Source organism: Streptomyces sp. NPDC050732 (genome assembly GCF_040654255.1).
In the GTDB taxonomy this organism is placed as follows: domain Bacteria; phylum Actinomycetota; class Actinomycetes; order Streptomycetales; family Streptomycetaceae; genus Streptomyces.
The window spans coordinates 43,902-61,006 of sequence record NZ_JBFAHP010000028.1 but is presented as its reverse complement, the minus strand read 5'-3'; the positions used below and the strand labels follow the sequence as shown (position 1 = coordinate 61,006).

The 17,105-nt window shown below is 73.0% G+C and carries 14 protein-coding genes; 8 read left to right on the top strand and 6 right to left on the bottom strand.

From position 1 onward, the window contains the following. Both AB0H82_RS24590 and AB0H82_RS24585 read right to left on the bottom strand, forming a co-directional pair. Positions 1–1,053 carry a hypothetical protein gene (locus tag AB0H82_RS24590; RefSeq protein WP_362996142.1) on the bottom strand — a complete coding sequence of 351 codons (1,053 nt, stop codon included), beginning with the start codon at positions 1,051–1,053 and terminating at the stop codon, positions 1–3. Between the two features lie 109 nt (positions 1,054–1,162). Then, positions 1,163–2,305: a threonine synthase gene (locus AB0H82_RS24585; protein ID WP_362996140.1), complete on the bottom strand. Its 1,143-nt coding sequence runs from the start codon at positions 2,303–2,305 to the stop codon at positions 1,163–1,165. A gap of 268 nt (positions 2,306–2,573) precedes the next feature. Here AB0H82_RS24585 and AB0H82_RS24580 point away from each other — a divergent pair, with 268 nt between their 5' ends. Beyond that, on the top strand, positions 2,574–4,148 hold the full coding sequence (locus AB0H82_RS24580; protein WP_362996138.1) for a S8 family peptidase: 1,575 nt from the start codon (positions 2,574–2,576) through the stop codon (positions 4,146–4,148). Positions 4,149–4,173: 25 nt separating this feature from the next. Here the strand turns inward: AB0H82_RS24580 and AB0H82_RS24575 are convergent, their stop codons facing one another. Further along, on the bottom strand, positions 4,174–5,385 hold the full coding sequence (locus AB0H82_RS24575) for a serpin family protein (protein ID WP_362996136.1): 1,212 nt from the start codon (positions 5,383–5,385) through the stop codon (positions 4,174–4,176). A 79-nt stretch (positions 5,386–5,464) separates the two neighbouring features. On the opposite strand from AB0H82_RS24575, the gene AB0H82_RS24570 reads away from it, so the two are divergent. From AB0H82_RS24570 to AB0H82_RS24540, 7 genes are all read left to right on the top strand, one after another. Continuing rightward, the gene (locus tag AB0H82_RS24570) at positions 5,465–6,709 is read left to right on the top strand and encodes a DUF4190 domain-containing protein (RefSeq protein WP_362996134.1); all 1,245 of its coding nucleotides are present in this window, start codon (positions 5,465–5,467) and stop codon (positions 6,707–6,709) included. A gap of 58 nt (positions 6,710–6,767) precedes the next feature. Next, on the top strand, positions 6,768–7,985 hold the full coding sequence (locus AB0H82_RS24565) for an alpha/beta hydrolase (RefSeq protein ID WP_362996132.1): 1,218 nt from the start codon (positions 6,768–6,770) through the stop codon (positions 7,983–7,985). Positions 7,986–8,097: 112 nt separating this feature from the next. Next, complete coding sequence (locus AB0H82_RS24560) at positions 8,098–8,853, top strand: GntR family transcriptional regulator (protein WP_362996130.1); 756 nt, start codon at positions 8,098–8,100, stop codon at positions 8,851–8,853. A 215-nt stretch (positions 8,854–9,068) separates the two neighbouring features. After that, positions 9,069–9,254: an SPOR domain-containing protein gene (locus AB0H82_RS24555; RefSeq protein WP_362996128.1), complete on the top strand. Its 186-nt coding sequence runs from the start codon at positions 9,069–9,071 to the stop codon at positions 9,252–9,254. A gap of 74 nt (positions 9,255–9,328) precedes the next feature. Further along, positions 9,329–9,727 carry a (deoxy)nucleoside triphosphate pyrophosphohydrolase gene (locus AB0H82_RS24550; RefSeq protein ID WP_362996126.1) on the top strand — a complete coding sequence of 133 codons (399 nt, stop codon included), beginning with the start codon at positions 9,329–9,331 and terminating at the stop codon, positions 9,725–9,727. Between the two features lie 181 nt (positions 9,728–9,908). Continuing rightward, positions 9,909–10,325, top strand: coding sequence for an ATP-binding protein (locus tag AB0H82_RS24545; RefSeq protein ID WP_362996124.1), 417 nt, complete (start codon positions 9,909–9,911; stop codon positions 10,323–10,325). 173 nt (positions 10,326–10,498) lie between these two features. Then, positions 10,499–13,138, top strand: coding sequence for a SpoIIE family protein phosphatase (locus AB0H82_RS24540; RefSeq protein WP_362996122.1), 2,640 nt, complete (start codon positions 10,499–10,501; stop codon positions 13,136–13,138). Between the two features lie 32 nt (positions 13,139–13,170). Here AB0H82_RS24540 and AB0H82_RS24535 read toward each other — a convergent pair whose 3' ends face one another. The 3 genes from AB0H82_RS24535 to AB0H82_RS24525 form a co-directional block, all read right to left on the bottom strand. Further along, positions 13,171–13,884: a PspA/IM30 family protein gene (locus tag AB0H82_RS24535; protein ID WP_362996120.1), complete on the bottom strand. Its 714-nt coding sequence runs from the start codon at positions 13,882–13,884 to the stop codon at positions 13,171–13,173. Positions 13,885–13,974: 90 nt separating this feature from the next. After that, a complete protein-coding gene (locus AB0H82_RS24530; RefSeq protein WP_362996233.1) occupies positions 13,975–16,068 on the bottom strand; it encodes a TPM domain-containing protein in 2,094 nt (697 codons plus the stop codon). Positions 16,069–16,168: 100 nt separating this feature from the next. Beyond that, a complete protein-coding gene (locus tag AB0H82_RS24525; protein ID WP_362996118.1) occupies positions 16,169–17,101 on the bottom strand; it encodes a hypothetical protein in 933 nt (310 codons plus the stop codon). Positions 17,102–17,105 lie beyond the last annotated feature (4 nt).

Below are 17,105 nucleotides of genomic sequence, written 5' to 3'. Positions count from 1 at the left end.
TCAGCCTCCCAGCCGCTCGCTCATCAGATTCGGTTTCGAGCCGTAGATCTCGAAGGTCCCGAAGGACAGCAGCGAGGAACCGGCCCTCGCCAGCGCGGTCGGCTTGACGTGGATGGCGTTCGGGCGCTCGGGGCCGTACGAGAAGGTGGTGCGGTCGCCGTCCACCCGCGCGTACTTCGACTGGAACGCGCGGTCGCTGCGCACCGGCAGCCAGAGCGCGCCGTCCGGGCCGCGCACCAGGGCCTCGGTGAAGGTGTTGCCCAGCGGTGGGTAGCTGGTGCGCCAGGTGCGGCCGTTCCACGTCATCAGGTAGGTGCGGGTCGCGTTGTCGATGTACTGGGCGCCGCTGACCGTGGCGTGGCCGGACCGGTCCAGCATGATCGTGTGCACGTTGCCGTTGGCCGGCAGCGTCACCTGCGCGTCCCGCCACGCCGTGCCGTCCCAGCGCAGGATGGCGGTGCCGGTGCTGGTGTCCGCCCAGGCCCAGGCGTCGGTGGCGGTACGTGCGGTGACGCCCGCCACGAAGTGCACGTCGGGCGGGGCGGACTGGGTCGTCCAGCGGGACCCGTCGTAGTGCAGCACCTTCAGCCCGGCATCGTCCTGACCGACCACCCAGGCCGCGCCGGGCACGGCGGCGAAGTCCTGGTAGACCCACATGGTCTGCGGCAGCGGGACGGCGCTCCACTTCCCTGCGGACCGGCGCAGGATCTCCCCCGCCCCCTCGCCGTCGGTGTGGAAGAACCACACCTCGTCGCCGACGATCTGCACCTTGCTGAGCCGGCCCGGCTCACCGGCTCCGGGGAAGGTCGTGTCCCGGCTCCACGCCGTGCCGTTCCACCGGTACAACAGCGGCCGCATCTCGTCCGCGGTGTACTCGTACCCGGCCGCCCACGCCTCGCCCGGCCCGCGGGCGGCGAGGTCGTACACGTCGGTGGGCGGGGCCGCCGCGGGCACCGGCAGCGCGGACCAGCCCGGCGTCACGGCCGTGGCCGGCGACACCGACATGGCGCACGCGAGCACCAGGCAGACAACAACCGCACGGAGACCGTTCACGAGACCCCCAAGGGTGCGAAGGTCGCACAGGCTATGGGCGTTCACACATCCGTGCACAGGTGGCATCCGGCCGATGCACCCTGCCCCGCCCGTCCCTCGCTCCCCTCCTTCACCCCGCCGATCCCGCCAACCCCGTCTTCGCCCCCGCCCCGCACAGCGGAACCACCGCCGTCAGCTCCCCGAGCGCCCCGTCCCGCACGGCCGCCCAGCACGCCACGCCCGTCGACTCGACGTAGAGCCCGCGGGCGGCCAGATCCCGCTGTGCCGCCGCGATCTGCGCCTCCGTCACCGTCAGAAACGCACCTTCCGAATCGCGTACCGCGCGCAGGATCTGGCGGGCGCGGAGCGGGCGGGGGATCGCGATGCCCTCCGCGTGGGTCGGCGCCATCGGGGTCTCGCCGACGACGTCGTCCGCGCCGGCCCGCCACGCGGCGGCGAGCGGGGCGACCGCCGCGGACTGCACGGCGTACAGCGCGGGCCGGTGTGCGATGAGCCCGGCCGCGTACAGCTCGCGGACCGCGAGGGCCGCGCCGAGCAGCAGCGTGCCGTTGCCGACGGGGACGACGAGGGCGTCGGGGAGGCGGCCGCCGAGGTCCTCCCAGAGTTCGTGGACGTACGTCTTGGTGCCGTGGAGGAAGTAGGGGTTGTGGACGTGCGAGGCGTAGAACGTGCCCGGCGTGTCGGCGGCGGCCCGCGCGGCGAGGGCCGTCGACTCGCGGTCGCCCCCGACGACTTCGAGGCGCGCCCCGTGCGCGCGGATCTGCTCCAGTTTCTTCGGCGACGTACCGGCGGGGACGTATACGGTGCAGTCGAGTCCGGCGCGCGCGCAGTACGCGGCGACGGCCGTGCCCGCGTTGCCGCTGCTGTCGGCGATCACCCGGTCCGGGCCGAGGCGCTGTGCGAGGGCGGCGAGCAGCACCGCGCCGCGGTCCTTGAAGGAGAGCGTCGGCATCAGGAAGTCCAGCTTGGCCGAAACCGGCCCCGCGAGCGGCACGAGGGGTGTGCGGCCCTCGCCGAGGGAGATCGCGGGGGCGGGGAGCGGCAGGCACTCCGCGTACCGCCACAGGGAGTTCACCCGTCCCGCGAGGGCCTTGAGGGGTGCGGGCACGGGGGAGAAGTCCAGGTCGAGGGGGCCGCGGCAGGTGGGGCAGGACCATGCGAGGGTGCCCGCGGGGACGCGCGTTCCGTCGGCCGGGCAGAGGGAGTCGGGCAGGGCGGTCGTGGCTGTCGGGGCGTCCGGCACGTCTGTCATGCGGGCAGGCTAATTGGGGCGGTTGTTGAAGCTGGGACGAGAGAGGCGTGTGGCGGCTGCTGAGGGGCCGTCATGGCAGGGCTCCGGGGCCGGGTTACGTCCGGTCCTGACTCTTGTGGGATTCCTATGGATCCGCCAATCTTTCGTCCCGACGGAGGCAAGAGCAGGCATGGCGTCTTGACATGCCCCTGCCGCATGTCCCCGCGAGTGTGGGCACCACGGCACCAATCCCCCACCAACGCACCACCTATTGAGGAGGACCCCTCAGATGGCAGTGATGCGTCATAACCGCCGAAGACTGGCCGGGATCAGCGCGACAGCGGTCGCGGCCCTCGCCCTCGGCGTCGTCTCCGCCCTCCCGGCGAACGCGCAGCCGGACCGGGCGGAAGGCCTGATCGAGAACGCCGGCGCGCCCGGCGCGATCAAGAACAGCTACATCGTGAGCCTCGACAAAGACGGCCCCAAGGCCCGCTCCGCCGCGGGCAAGGCCCTCGCCAAGGAGTACGGCGCCAAGATCGAGCGGACCTACGACAAGGCACTCAACGGTTACGCGGTCGAGCTCTCCGAGGCCGAGGCGAAGAAGTTCGCGGCCGACCCGGCCGTCGACGCGGTCGTCCAGAACCGGACGTTCACTGCCTCCGCGACCCAGACGAACCCGCCGTCCTGGGGCCTGGACCGCATCGACCAGAAGACGCTGCCGCTGGACCAGAAGTACACCTACCCGGACTCCGCGGGCGAGGGCGTCACCGCGTACGTCATCGACACCGGCGTCCGCATCAGCCACACCGACTTCGGCGGCCGCGCCTCCTACGGCTACGACGCCATCGACAACGACAACACCGCGCAGGACGGCCACGGCCACGGCACGCACGTCGCGGGCACCGTCGCGGGCACGCTGCACGGCGTCGCCAAGAAGGCCAAGGTCGTCGGCGTCCGCGTCCTGAACAACCAGGGCTCCGGCACGACCGCGCAGGTCGTCGCGGGCATCGACTGGGTGACCAAGAACGCGGTCAAGCCCGCCGTCGCCAACATGTCGCTCGGCGGCGGCGCCGACAGCGCGCTCGACACGGCCGTCCGCAACTCCATCGCCTCCGGCATCACCTATGCCGTGGCGGCGGGCAACGAGTCCACCGACGCGTCGACCAAGTCGCCCGCGCGCGTGGCGGAGGCCATCACCGTCGGTGCCACGACCAGCACCGACGCCAGGGCGAGCTACTCGAACTACGGCAGCATCCTCGACCTCTTCGCCCCGGGCTCCTCGATCACCTCGACGTGGAACTCCGGCGACAGCGCCACCAACACCATCTCCGGTACGTCGATGGCCTCCCCGCACGTCGCGGGCGCGGCCGCGATCTACCTGGGCCAGAACCCCTCGTCGACCCCGGCGCAGGTGTCCTCGGCCCTGGTCAGCGCCTCCTCGACGGGCGTCGTCACCAGCCCGGGCACGGGCTCGCCCAACCGTCTCCTGAACGTCACCGGGGGCACGACCAACCCGCCGGGCAAGAAGTTCACGAACGACACGGACTACGCGATCCAGGACAACGCCACGGCCGAGTCCCCGGTGACCGTGACCGAGGTCCCGGGCAACGCGCCCGCCGCCCTGAGCGTGCCGGTGACCATCCAGCACACGTACATCGGTGACCTCCAGGTCCAGCTGATCGCCCCCGACGGCACCGCCTACACCCTCAAGGGCTACGGCACCGGCGGCAGCTCGGACAACATCAACACCACGTACACGGTGAACGCCTCCTCGGAGACGGCCAACGGCACGTGGAAGCTGCGGGTCAGCGACAACGCGGCGCAGGACACCGGGAAGATCGACTCCTGGAGCCTGCAGTTCTGACACCGGGAGAACCTGAGTACGTGAGTCAGTGATCCTCGTCCTCGCGGTACGGCTCCGGGTCGGTGACCCAGCCCGCCGCGAGGACGAGGCGTGACGTGCGGTGGACGGCGAGGAAGCCGAAGGGGCGGTCGAAGGTGGCGTCCACGTCGGTGGTGATGTAGCGCTCCTCGGGCATGCCCATGGCAGCCGCGTCGAACGCCGTGACGGCCGCGGCCCGGAAGCCGCGCGCGCTGAACGTCGCGGTCGCGGTCTGCTCGCCCTGCCGGAGCGCCACGGGCTCGGCCGCGATCCCGGGGAAGTGGCCGCGCGTCGCGTCCCTCGCCGAGGTCAGGCCGAACAGCTCGTGCCGCTTCATCAGGTCGTGTTGAGCGGTCAGAGTGAACGGCACGGTCGTGACGTGCAGCGTCGGCGGGTGGGGGAAGAGGGAGCGCACCCTGCTCACCTCCAGGCCCGGTCCCACTTCTCCGTACGGCAGTTGAGTCCCCGGCGCCACCGCGACCCTGCGCGCGAGGACGTCGACGCCCGCGCCGAGCACCTGCCCCGGGCCCATGTGGTCCTCGCCCAGCAGCAGATGGACGTCGACCCCGGTGTTGCCGAGCACCTTCAGCTCGGTCACCGCCCCGGCGGAGGTCTGTGCGACGCCGACGCGGTCCAGGAGCGACGTCGACCGGCGCAGGGCGGCCAGGAAGCGGTCCCGCCACGGCCCCGCCACCGGAGCCGTCACGGAGTCCTCGAAGGGCCGTATCCACTCCGTCCGCAGGGCCAGCGCGCTCGCCAGGACGAACTCGGTGTCCTTGTCCGGACGGGCCGGCATCCGCTCGATCCGACCGCCCGTCCGCTCCGCCGCCCACGCGTCGAGCGCCGCCCCGTCCTTCCCCGGGTCACCGGTCAGTACGCCCAGCGCCTCCACCGGCACCCCGTCGCGCCACGCGTCGCGCAGGGTGAGGGTGCGCCTGGTCCACAGGCCGAGGGCCGCGTCCAGACCCCGTACGCGGTCCATCGCGGCCAGCAACTCCCGCGCTGCCGCCGCCGCTTCGTCGGCCGGCAGTCCCACCGCGTCCGCGAGTTCCGTGCGGGCCGCGCCCGATGCCCCGTCCGCGAGGAACGCGAGGAGGGGCCAGACGCCGGGGGCCGAGAAGACGGTGCCGCGGTCGACGGGCGTCGTGGCCGCCCACCGCGAGGTCAGGTCGTTGACGGCCCGCACCACTGCCCGAGTTGTCGAGAATTGCCGCCGCATTACCTTTTCTCCCCCGCCCCGATTACGATGCGCCAAGCTCTCCGCACCGCCCGCCCATGAACCCAGGAGCACGCTACCCGTGGACATACCGCCGCCGCCCGGTCCGTACGCGCCCCCGCCAGGGCAGCAGCCGTGGCAGCAGGGGCAGCAAGGACCCCCGTGGCCGCAGGGACAGCAGCAGGGGCCCCCGTGGCCGCCGCCCGGGCACGCCCCGTACCAGCAGTGGCCCGGGCCGTACTCCCCGTACTCCAAGCCGCCGGTGAACGGCTTCGCGATCGCCTCCCTGGTCTGCGGCCTCCTCTGCTGCCTGCCCGCCGTCGGCCTGGCCCTCGGTCTCGTCGCGCTCGCGCAGATCAAGAGGAAGGGCGAGCGCGGCAAGGGCATGGCGATCGCGGGCAGCATCCTCTCCGTAGTCGGCGTCCTGCTGCTCGTCGTCGCCGTCGCCACGGGCGGCGCCCGCGAATTCGCCGAAGGCTTCAAGGAGGCGGCGCGCGAGTCCCGGGAGAACGCCGGGGCCTTCCCGGTCGACAAGGGCGGCTGCTTCGACGCGCCCGACGGGAAGCTCGACTCGATGCGGTACGCCTTCCAGGTCGACGAGGTCCCCTGCGCCGGGCGCCACGACGGTGAGGTCTTCGCGTCGTTCCGCGTGAGCAACACGAGCTACCCGGGGGACGACGCGCTCGTCGACCTCGCCGGGACCAAGTGCCCCGACCTGCAGTGGCCCTACGTCCTGGACAGCTGGACCGACTTCGGCGACGCCGAGCTCTACTACTTCGTGCCCGACCGGACCACCTGGCGCCGGGGCGACCGCCACGTCACCTGCCTCTTCGGGGCCGCCGACCCGAAGCACCCGCTGAAGGGGTCCCTGCGCCGCGACGCGACGACGCTCGACGCCGACCAGCTCGCGTACGTGAAGGCGGACCGCCCCTTCGACGAGGCGTACCTCTCGCAGCCCGCGGCGGAGCGCGTCGAGGACGACCTCGAAGGGCACAAGAAGTGGGCGGCCCGCGTCGACAAGGGCCTCGCCGAGCGGGTGCGGCGGCTGCGCGCGCATGACTGGCCGAAGGCGACGCGGGACCACGTCGACGCGCTCGTCACCGAGATCGGCAAGGCCCGAAAGGAGTGGGCGAAGGCCGCCGGGGCCGACGACGCCGACAGCTTCAACGACCACTACGTAGCGGGCCTTCAGCGGCTCGGCGAGAAGAACGCCGTCGCGGCGCGCAAGTCCCTCGGCCTGGCGACCACTTCGCCCCGCGACGCCACTCCGGAGGACGGCGCGGAGTCCGGGCTCGACGAGGACCACGGCGAGGGCGCGGCGGTGTGACCTTCTCCGGGCGGGCGACTTGAGAGGATTTTGTCCGCTTCTGTGATAGTTCTTCGGTGTGACGTCCGCCGTGCCGCCGCCCGCCGTGACCCGGGTCCTGCTCCTGGCCGCCGGCCTGCTGAACGCGGCGCTCGCCGTCCTCGTCGCGGCTCCCCTGCCCCGCGTCCCCCTCCTGGTGCTCGTCGCGGCCGCGATCACCTCCTGGGGTCTCGTGCTGCTGCCGCCCGGGCTGCTGGGGCTCGCCGCCGCCGCGTGCGCCGGCCGACGGCACCCCTGGTGCGCGGGGCTCGCCGCGCTCGCCTCCTTCGCGGCCCTCGTCTACGGAGTGATGCCGTACGCCGCCGCGTACGGCACCGCGGAGCGACAGGGGCAACGGCTCGCCCCCGCGCGGTACTTCGACGGCGTCAACTACGCCAAGGTGCCCGACCGCGCGCGCACGCTCACGTACGCGCGCGTGGGCCGCGGCCACGGGGCGCACCGCGCGAAGGGGCAGAAGCTGACGCTGGACCTCTGGACGCCGCTCGGGCGGTCCGGGGGGCGGCGCCCCGCCGTCGTGTGGGTGCACGGCGGCGGCTGGAACAAGGGCCACCGCAGCCAGACCCCCGAGTGGAACCGGTGGTTCAACGCGCGCGGCTGGTCGGTCTTCGACATCGACTACCGGCTCGCGCCCCGGGGCACCCAGCTCGACCAGATCGGGGACGTGAAGTGCGCGGTCGGCTGGGTGCGGCGGCACGCGCGCGTGTACGGCGTCGACCCCGACCGGCTGCTCCTCGCGGGCAGTTCGGCGGGCGGCAACCTCGCGCTCGCCGCCGCCTACACCCGGGGCGACGGCCGGGTCCCGCCCTCCTGCGCGGTCCGCGACAGCTCGGTGTCGGGAGTGATCTCGCTCTACGGCCCCACCGACATGCGGCAGTTGATCGCCGGCACCGCGCTGCGCCGCGACCCCATGATCCCGGCCCTGATGGGCGGTTCGGCCGCGTCCGCCCCCGCCCGCTACCGCCTCGGCTCGCCCGCCCGTCTCGTCCGGGACGACGTGCCGCCGACGCTGCTGCTGCACGGGAGCGCGGACCGCGCGGTGCCGGTGGCGCAGGCGCGCGAGCTGGCCCGGCGCCTGCGGGCCGCGGGCGCCCCCGCGACGTACGTCGAACTCCCGTGGGCCGACCACTGTTTCGACGTGAACTGGGGAGGCTGGGGGAGTCAGATCGCCCGGGCGGCGACCGAACGCTTCCTCGGAATCGTTGATCGCCCGCCATATCCGGGGAAAGCTCCTGCGTAAAGACCTGCGCCAGGAGAAATCATCACTTCGAGTGATTCCTTGGCCTTGGGTTGCATGCAACAACCCACGGTTGCCAGGCTGTTGCTGTCTGTCAACCTGATGGGAGTGGCCAGTGACTTTCGGTGAGCAGCCGGCGTATCTGCGGGTCGCGGGTGATCTCCGCAAGAAGATCGCCGACGGCTCCCTGCCGCCGCGTACGCGCCTTCCCTCGCAAGCGAGAATCCGCGAGGAGTACGGCGTCTCGGACACGGTCGCCCTGGAGGCGCGCAAGGTCCTGATGGCGGAGGGCCTGGTCGAGGGGCGCTCCGGATCCGGCACCTATGTGCGCGAGCGCCCCGTCCCCCGCAAGATCGCCCGCTCCGGCTACCGCGCGGCGAACGGCGGTTCGACCCCCTTCCGCCAGGAGCAGGCCGCCGACGGCGTGCGCGGCACCTGGGAGTCCCGCAGCGAGCAGACCGAGGCCGGCGCCGCGATCGCCGAGCGGCTCGCCATCCGCGCGGGCGACCGCGTGATGTGCACCAAGTACGTCTTCCGGGACGCCGGTGAGGCCATGATGCTCTCCACCTCCTGGGAGCCCCTCGCCATCACCGGGCGCACCCCCGTCATGCTCCCCGAGGAGGGCCCCCTCGGCGGCTGCGGCGTGGTGGACCGGATGGCCGCCATCGACGTGATCGTGGACAACGTCGCGGAGGAGGTCGGCGCCCGCCCCGGCCTGGCCGAGGAGCTCACGGCGCTCGGCGGCGTCCCCGGCCACGTGGTCCTCGTCGTCCACCGCACGTACTACGCGTCGGGCCGCCCGGTCGAGACGGCCGACATCGTGGTGCCCGCCGACCGCTATCAGATCGCGTACCGCCTTCCCGTGAAGTGACCTCGGTCCGTGCCGTGCCCAGGGGGGCGCATCCACAGGGTGCGCCCCCCTGCTGTCTGCCGGGCGTTGGCCGATAGCGGCCCAACCGCGTACCTCTTTGTGCAAAGCCGTATCCGCTGAGTAAAGGTCGGGCGTAGGCTCGGGCATATGCGGATTGCGGTTTCCTTACTGATCGAGGCGTGGGGCGCGCCGGGGGTGGCGAACGGAGGGGCGCGATGAATGACGGCACGGTAATGCTGCCCTGGTTCGTGATACGGCAGGACGACAACGGCAACCGCTACCGCGTCGGCAGGTACGCGACGAAGGCCGAGGCCCAGCGCATCGCGGACCGCCTCGACGACCGCGGGCACAAGCAGCTCTACTCGGTCGAGAAGTTGAGCGCGAACGGCAGCGGGCGATAGCCGGCAGCGGTAGCGGTGACGGCAGTGAACAGCGGACGGCGGGCGGAAACGGACGCCCGGCTAGGCTCCGCGGCATGAACGAACGGATCGTGGTGGGCGCCGCCCTGTACGACGACGGACGCCTGCTCGCCGCGCGGCGCAGCGCGCCCCCCGAACTCGCGGGCGGCTGGGAGCTGCCCGGCGGCAAGGTCGAGCCCGGCGAGCGGTGCGAGGACGCGCTGGTGCGCGAGCTCCGCGAGGAACTGGGTGTCGAGGCCGAACCGACCGGCCGGGTGCCGGGGGAGTGGCCGCTCGCCAAGGGGTACGTCCTGCGGGTGTGGACCGCCCGGCTCGTCTCCGGCGAACCCCGGCCCCTGGAGGACCACGACGAGCTGCGCTGGCTCGCCCCCGACCAGGTCTGGTCCGTGGACTGGCTGACCGCGGACGTGCCCGCCGTCACGGCGACGCTCGCACACGCGCACGCCGCGTCCTGACCCCCGGCCACAACCCGGCCACGACCCGCCCAGGACACGCACACGACCCGCCCACGACCCGCCTACGCCGTTCGAGCCGTTCGTGCCACGGTGCGCCCCGGTGTGCGGTAAATGAGCCCTGATATCGGGTATATGCCCACTATTCCCATGAAACCGGACGGGTTCAGCTACTGGTCTGGAAGTGATCGGCGTGATCGACACCGAAGGCGACTGCGCCGAGTGGGCCTTCCCCGCTGACCCCGGCGCCGTCCGCACCGCCCGCACCGTCGTCCGCAAACAGCTCGCCGACTGGGGCCTCGGCCCCCTCGGCGACGTCACCGTGTTGCTCGTGAGCGAGCTGGTGACCAATTCCCTGCGCCATGCCTCCGGGCCCATCGGCGTACGTCTCGTACGCCCCATGGACCCCCTCGACACCCTCCTGGTCGAGGTGTCCGACCCGCTCCCCGACCCGCCCCTGGAGCGCATCGCCGCCGTCGACGACGAGGGCGGGCGCGGCCTCCAGCTGGTCTCCCGTTCGTCCCGGCGCTGGGGCACACGTCCGGGTCGTACGGGCAGAACGGGGAAGACGGTGTGGTTCGAGCTGGCGTTGCCGGGTTAGAAGACTGGCAGTGTGCGACAGACGTCCTGCACAAGGGCGGCACGGGCCAAAAAGCGTCGAGTCCGTGCTGTGATCGTGAACGCCGTGTGGCGCGGCACCGTAGTGCTGGATACTGCGGTCAGCCGTATGCGGTGACCGGTGCCGGACGCGGTGAGCTGGAGGGGACGGTTCGCGTGAGCGAGATACCAGCGAAGGCGACGGAGCGCGACGGTCCGTCGGGCGACGCTATGGCCCGCGGGGCCGCGGAGGACGCGACGGGCGACACGGCCCCGGGCGACCGTGCGGCCGACGAGACGTGGCAGAGCAACCCACCCGGTTCGATCTACGACTACATCAAGGTCGCCTCGTTCTCGATCGGCGCGGACGGCCTCGTCGACCAGTGGAGCGTGCGCGCCGAGCGGCTGTTCGGCGTGCCCGCGCGGGACGCCGTCGGCAAGGACCCCATCGAGGCCTTCGTGCCGCCCGAGCTGCGCGCCGGCGGTCACCGCAAGATGGCGGAGATCCTCGACGGACGGGAGTGGACGGGCGTCGTCCCCTTCCGGGTGCCCGACGCGGACCGTACGGAAGGGCCCGGCACGGAGGGCATCGCCGAGGTCTACGTCATGCCGACCGAGACCGAGGAGGGCGAGCGGGCCGCGGTCTGCATCGTCGTCGACGTGCGGGTGCTGCGGCAGATCGAGACCGACCTCGCCGCCTCGCAGGCCATTTTCGGCCAATCTCCCTTCGGCTTCCTGCTCTTCGGCACGGACCTGAAGGTGCAGCGCGCCAACCGCCGGTTCGCCGACGTCTTCGGCGGCGGCGTCGAGGACCACCGCGGCCGCACCGTCCACGACTACCTGCCGCGCCACGAGGCCGACCGCATGTCCGCCGCCATGAAGCGGGTCCTGGAGACCGGCGATGCGGTGACGGACATGCAGATAGTGGGACCCGCGCCCGGCAGCAGCGACCGCAGGCACTGGTCGATCAACCTCTACCGCGTGCACAGCGGCTCGGGCCGCCCCATCGGCGTCGCGGGCCTCGGCACCGACGTCACCCGGCGGCACGCCGCCGCCCGCGAGGCCGCCCACGCGCGGCGCAATCTGGCTCTCCTGAACGAGGCCGGGGCCCGCATCGGCAACTCCCTCGACCTGGAGACCACCGCCAGGGAACTGCTCGACGTCGCCGTCCCCGGCTTCTGCGACCTGGCCTCCGTCGACCTGTACCAAGGGCTCCTGGACGGCGACGAGACACCGCCGGGACTCGCCGACGGCAGCGCGGAACTGCGCCGGGTGGCCTTCGCGAGCGCCGTCGCCGACGCCCCGTTCCCGGCCGGTGCCGGACCCATGGACGTCGGGGCCGTCCACCGGTTCGGGTTCGCGTCGCCCTGCGCCGACGCCCTGCGCACCGCCCGCCCCCGGCTGATCACCGGGGAGGACGACGAGTCCGCGAGCCGGCTCACCCGCGGCCTGGTCCAGTCGACGCTCGCCGTGCCGATGGTCGCCCACGACACCGTGGTCGGCCTCGCCCAGTTCTCCCGTACGAAGGGCAGCGAACCCTTCGGCGAGCGCGACCGGGCACTCGCCGTCGAACTGGCCGCCCGCGCCGCCGTCTGCATCGACAACGCCCGCCTCTACCGCCGCGAGCACGAGCGCGCGCTGATACTGCAACGGTCCCTGCTGCCGCCCGGCGACCCCGAGGCGTCCGGCCTCGACATCGCCTGCCGCTACCTGCCGGGCAACGCCGCGACGGAGGTCGGTGGCGACTGGTTCGACGTCATCGAACTGCCCGGCCACCGCACCGCCCTCGTCGTCGGCGACGTCATGGGGCGCGGCCTGCGCGCCGCCGTCGCCATGGGGGAGCTGCGCACCGCCGTCCGCACCCTGGCCCTCCTCGACCTGGAACCCGCCGAGGTGCTCTCCGCCCTCGACGAGATCGCGCGCGGCCTCGGCAACCCCGCCGGGCCCCAGCAGTCCAGCCGCGCGGCCCGCAAGGCGGCGGACGCGGACCTCAGCGAGGTCTACCTCGCCACCTGCGTCTACGCGGTCTACGACGCCGTCACGCGCCGCTGCACCTTCGCCAACGCGGGCCACCTGCCGCCCGTCATCGTCGAACCCGGCGAGTCCGCGCTGATGCTCGACGTACCCCCGGGCCTGCCGCTCGGCGTCGGCGGCGAGCCCTTCGAGGACGTCGAGGTCGAACTCCCCGAGGGCGCCCTCCTCGCGCTCTACACGGACGGCCTCGTCGAATCCCGCGACCACGCCCTGGACGAGGGCCTGAACGCGTTCGTACGCGCACTCAACGACGCCCCGCCCGCCCTGGAGGACGTCTGCGACCACGTCCTGAACACCCTCGACACCCACCACGGAGAGGACGACATCGCGCTCCTGATGGCACGCGTCCAGGGGCTGCCCGCCGAGCACGTCGGCGACTGGACGCTGCCGCGCGACCTCAAGTCCGTCGGCCGCGCCCGCGAACTGGCCTGCGACCAGCTGCGCGACTGGGACCTCGAACAGCTCTGCGACACCGCGGAGCTGCTGGTCAGCGAGCTCGTCACCAACGCCCTGCGGTACGGCGACGGCGACATCAGGCTGCGCCTCCTGCTGGACCGCACGCTGGTCTGCGAGGTGTGGGACGCCAGCTTCGTCCAGCCGCGCCGGCGCCGGGCGCGCGACACCGACGAGGGCGGGCGCGGACTCCAGCTGGTCGGGCTGCTCAGCGCCGCGTGGGGCTCGCGCAGGACACCGCGCGGCAAGACGGTGTGGTTCGAACTCGCCCTGCCCGACGGGGACGCGGAGCCGATGGACGCGGCGGAGGCGCTGCTCAGCCTGTTCTAGGCCGACTTCTCCGTCGATTTCTCCGTCGAGTTCTAGGTCGTGGCCTTGAGCGCGGCGAGGCGGGCCGTGACCTCCGCCTCGTCGCCCAGGCTGTCTAGCTCCTCGAACTGCGCGTCGAGCGAGGATGCGGCCAGCTCCTGCTTGCCGAGCGCCCGCGCCTCCTCGCGCCGCACCTTGTCCTCGAAGCGGCTCAACTCGCTCGTCGGGTCCAGGACGTCGATGTTCCTGGCCGCGTCCAGCATCCGGTTCTGCGCCTGCGCGGTCTTGGCGCGGGCCACCAACTGGTCCCTGCGCGACTCCAGCTCCGACAGCTTCGTCTTCATCCGGTCGAGTCCGGACTTCAGCTTCTCCACGACCTCGGTCTGCGAGGCGATCGTCGGCTCGGCGTCCTTCGCCTCCCGCTCGGACCGCAGCTGCCGCCCGAGCGCCACCTTGGCGAGCCGGTCGAACGTGTCGGCCTCCGCGGCGTTCCCGGCCGCCCGCAGCTCGTCCGCCTTCCTGCTCGCCGCGAGGGCCTTGCCGCCCCATTCGACGGCCGCGTCCTGGTCGGCCCTGTGGTCCTGCTCCAGCATCCGCAGATTGCCGATGGTGGTCGCGACCGCCTCCTCGGCCTCCCTGATGTTGTCCGAGTAGTCGCGGATCAGCTGGTCGATCATCTTCTGCGGGTCCTCGGCCTGGTCGAGGAGCGCGTTGATGTTCGCCTTGGCGAGCTGGGTGACGCGGCCGAGGATGGTCTGCTTCGTCATGGCCTTGATCTCCTTGTTCTCCTTGTACGAGGGTGTGTCGGGGACGTGCGAAAGCCGCTGCCACTGCCGGTGCCGTTACGGCTGCCGGGATCAGAACCTGCCGCCTCCGCCCCTGCGCCCCCGCGTGCCGCCCCCGCCGAAACTGCCGGGACCACCGCCGCCGAAACCGCCCCCTCCGTAGCCACCGCCTCGGCGGCCGCCGCCTCCGAAGAGCTCGCCCAGGATGATCCCGCCGAGCACCGCGCCGCCCATCCCGCCGCCCCGGCCGCCGCTCCCGCCGAAGCCGCCTCCGTAGGAGTTGCCGTACGGATTGCCGTAGCCCCGCACGTCGCGCTCCGCGAGCTGCTGCGCCTGCCGGGCCAGCCCGTCCGCCCGCTGGGCCGCGGCGAGCGCGGCGGTGGCGTCCTCGTCCCGGCCGGCCTCCGCCTGCGCGAGGTGCCGTGCCGCCTCCGCGAGGCGGGTCCTGGCCTCGCTGCCGACGGCGCCGCGGTGCGTGGTGACGAAGTCCGTCGCCGCCCCGACGGCGCTGCGGGCGGTGAGCAGCGCCTGGGAGAGCAGGGTCCGGGAGCGGCGGTCGGTGACCTCGCGCTCACGGGCCCCCGCGAGCGCCGCGTCGAGTGCGGCGTCGGCCTCCTCGACGCGGCGCAGGGCGTCGAGGGGGTCGTAGGGCCCGGCGGACATCCGGCCGCGCACGTCCGCGAGCACCGACTCCGCGCGGGCCACCCGGCCCCGCAGATCGGCCGTGGGGACCCCTTCCCCGGTGCCTGCGAGGAGGCCGCGCGCGTCGGCGAGGTCCGCCTCGGACTCGGCGAGGGCGTCGGGCAGCTTCCCCGCGGCCAGCGCGAGCTCTTCGGCCAGCCGGCCGACTGCCGCCACGAAGGTGCCGGCCTGGTCCACGGCGCCCTCGGCGGCCCGCAGGTGGACGGCGGCCCCGCCGTTCTCACCCGCGTCGATCCGCTGCCGGGCGCGGCCGAGGTGGGTGGCGGCGAAGGCCAGCCGATCCTCGGCCTGTTCGACATGGCCGAGCACGGTGGCGAAGGCCGTCGGCGCGTATGTCCGGCGGAGCTCTTCGAGCGTGTCGTTCGCGGCGCCGGTCCGCTCCTCGACCTGCCGGAACGCCGCCTCCGCGTGCTCCAGGGCCCGCGGGGCGTTCTTCTCCAGGGCGCGCAGCTCGTCGAAGCGCGCGGTCTCGGCGTCCAGCCTGCGGCCCGCCTCCGTGCAGCGCGCGACGATCTCGTCCAGCATGCGGCGTCTGGTGGGGTCGTCCTCCGGGTGGGCGTCGTCGAGCTCCTGGCGCAGCCGGAACGCCGCCGTCAGCTCGGCCTGCGCGTACGCGAGCGCCGCGCCGAAGGGCTTGGCCGCTTCCTCGCCGAACTGCGCGGTGGCGAAGCCGAGCTCCTCGGTGCTGGTGCGGATCGCGTCGTCGGTCTCGACGAGCAGCAGACGGGCCTTCGTGTCGAGCTCGTCGACCGGCACGGCCTCCCTCCCCCGGGGCGCCCCCTGCCCCCAGCCGCCACCTCCACCGGGCGTGGTGCGGGTGGCGGCGCGCTTCCTGCGCCGCTTGTACGCGACCGTCGCCGCGATCCCGGCCGCGCAGGCCGCCGCCACGGGCAGCACGAGATCGCCGGCCGTGGAGTCGGCGCCGCCCGGGTCGGCCGGGCCCGGCGTGACCGAAGGGGTGGGCACGGGCCGCCCCGCGAGCACCGCGCGGTACCCGTCCGCCGCGCCGACGGCCGCCCCGGCCCAGTCGTTCCGGCGCAGGGCGGGCCGGATCGCGGTGGTCGCCACGTCCTGGAGCTGCGCGTCGGTGAGCCGCGAACCGTCGTCCACGGAGTACGCGAACCGGCGGTCGTGCGTGGCCACGGCGAGCAGTACGTCGTCGAGCCCGAGGCCGTTGCGGTCGGCGGTGGCGTCGGCCCAGCTCTGCGGGGAGCGCCCGGAGAAGTCCCGTACGTACACGACGAAGAGCTGCACGCCGCGCTCGTCGTAGAGCCGGTCCAGGGCCTGCTCGACCGCGTCCTCACGCCCTTCGAGCGCGCGGGTCCGGTCGGTGATCTGCCCCGTGCGGGAGAGGGCGACCGGATCGTCGGCGAACGCGGGCGCCGGACTCAGCAACGAGAACCACCCGAGCAGCACGACCACCACGGCCTTTGCTGCCCGCGCGGCCATCGACGAGGACGGCATCACATTTGGGAGCGTATGGGCGCATTCGTTCCCCCGCGACCCGGGAGCGGGCGCCGACCGGAACCCGGGGCGCCCACCCGCCCCTAGGCCCTCGGGAGGCTCAGCGTCCCCATACCAGCACCCCAGGCAGCTCCGACGTCCTGTCGTTGTCGGCCGGGCGGAGGCCGGACTCGGGGCGGTTCTTCCATGTCATCGTGACGAGTGGGGTGGTGCCCTTGCCGACGGTGACCTTTGAGCCCGCGTATCGCTGGCCCCGGGCTGTCTTCTTGCGGAGCTTGGCCGCTGTGGTGATGGCCGCCTTGCGTGAGGCGGTGTGTGCGCAGAGGGTTTCCGAGGACGACGTGCGGTCCTTGCCGAGGCGGCCGCCGATCGCGAAGAGCACGACGTCCGCGTCGTCGCGCTTCGCGTAGTACGTCGCTTCGTAGACGTCACCCAGGCAGTCGGCGACCGCCTCGTACGCCTCGTCGTCCCGCAGGGACTCGTCGGGCGTGGCGAGGCCGAGGGCGATGTCGGAGCGCTTGGCGGCGCGTGCGGAGCCGGAGACCTCGTACGTCCCGGGGTCGCCGCCCTTCTTGTAGCGGGTGCCGTCGTCGGTGCGGGTGGCGCGGTAGCCCTGCTTCTTCATCGCCCGGTCGACCGCGTCCGTGTCGAACTTCCCCGTGAGCAGCGAACTGTCGCCGACCGCGACGGACGTCCGCACGTCCTTCACGTCGAACCCCCAGTCCGCGCGGACGCTGCGGCCCGTGTAGCCGTGCTGGGCGACTTCGAGGATGCCGAAGCCCTCCAGGCCGCGGTAGAGCGCCGGGTTCTCGGCGACGAGCCGGCGCACGGTCCGTACGTCCCGGTACATCACCCCCTGGTCCGCCGCCGCGGCGGGGACCGCGGCGAGCGCCCGCTCCAGCCCCGTACCGCCGCCCTCGTCGTCCCCGCCACCGGGCAGCGAGCAGCCGGCGCCGGCCACGCTCAGCGCGCTCACGAGCAGCAGGGCGGCGAGGGGGCGGAGGCGGGAGTGGGAGCGGCAGGGTATGCGCATGCGC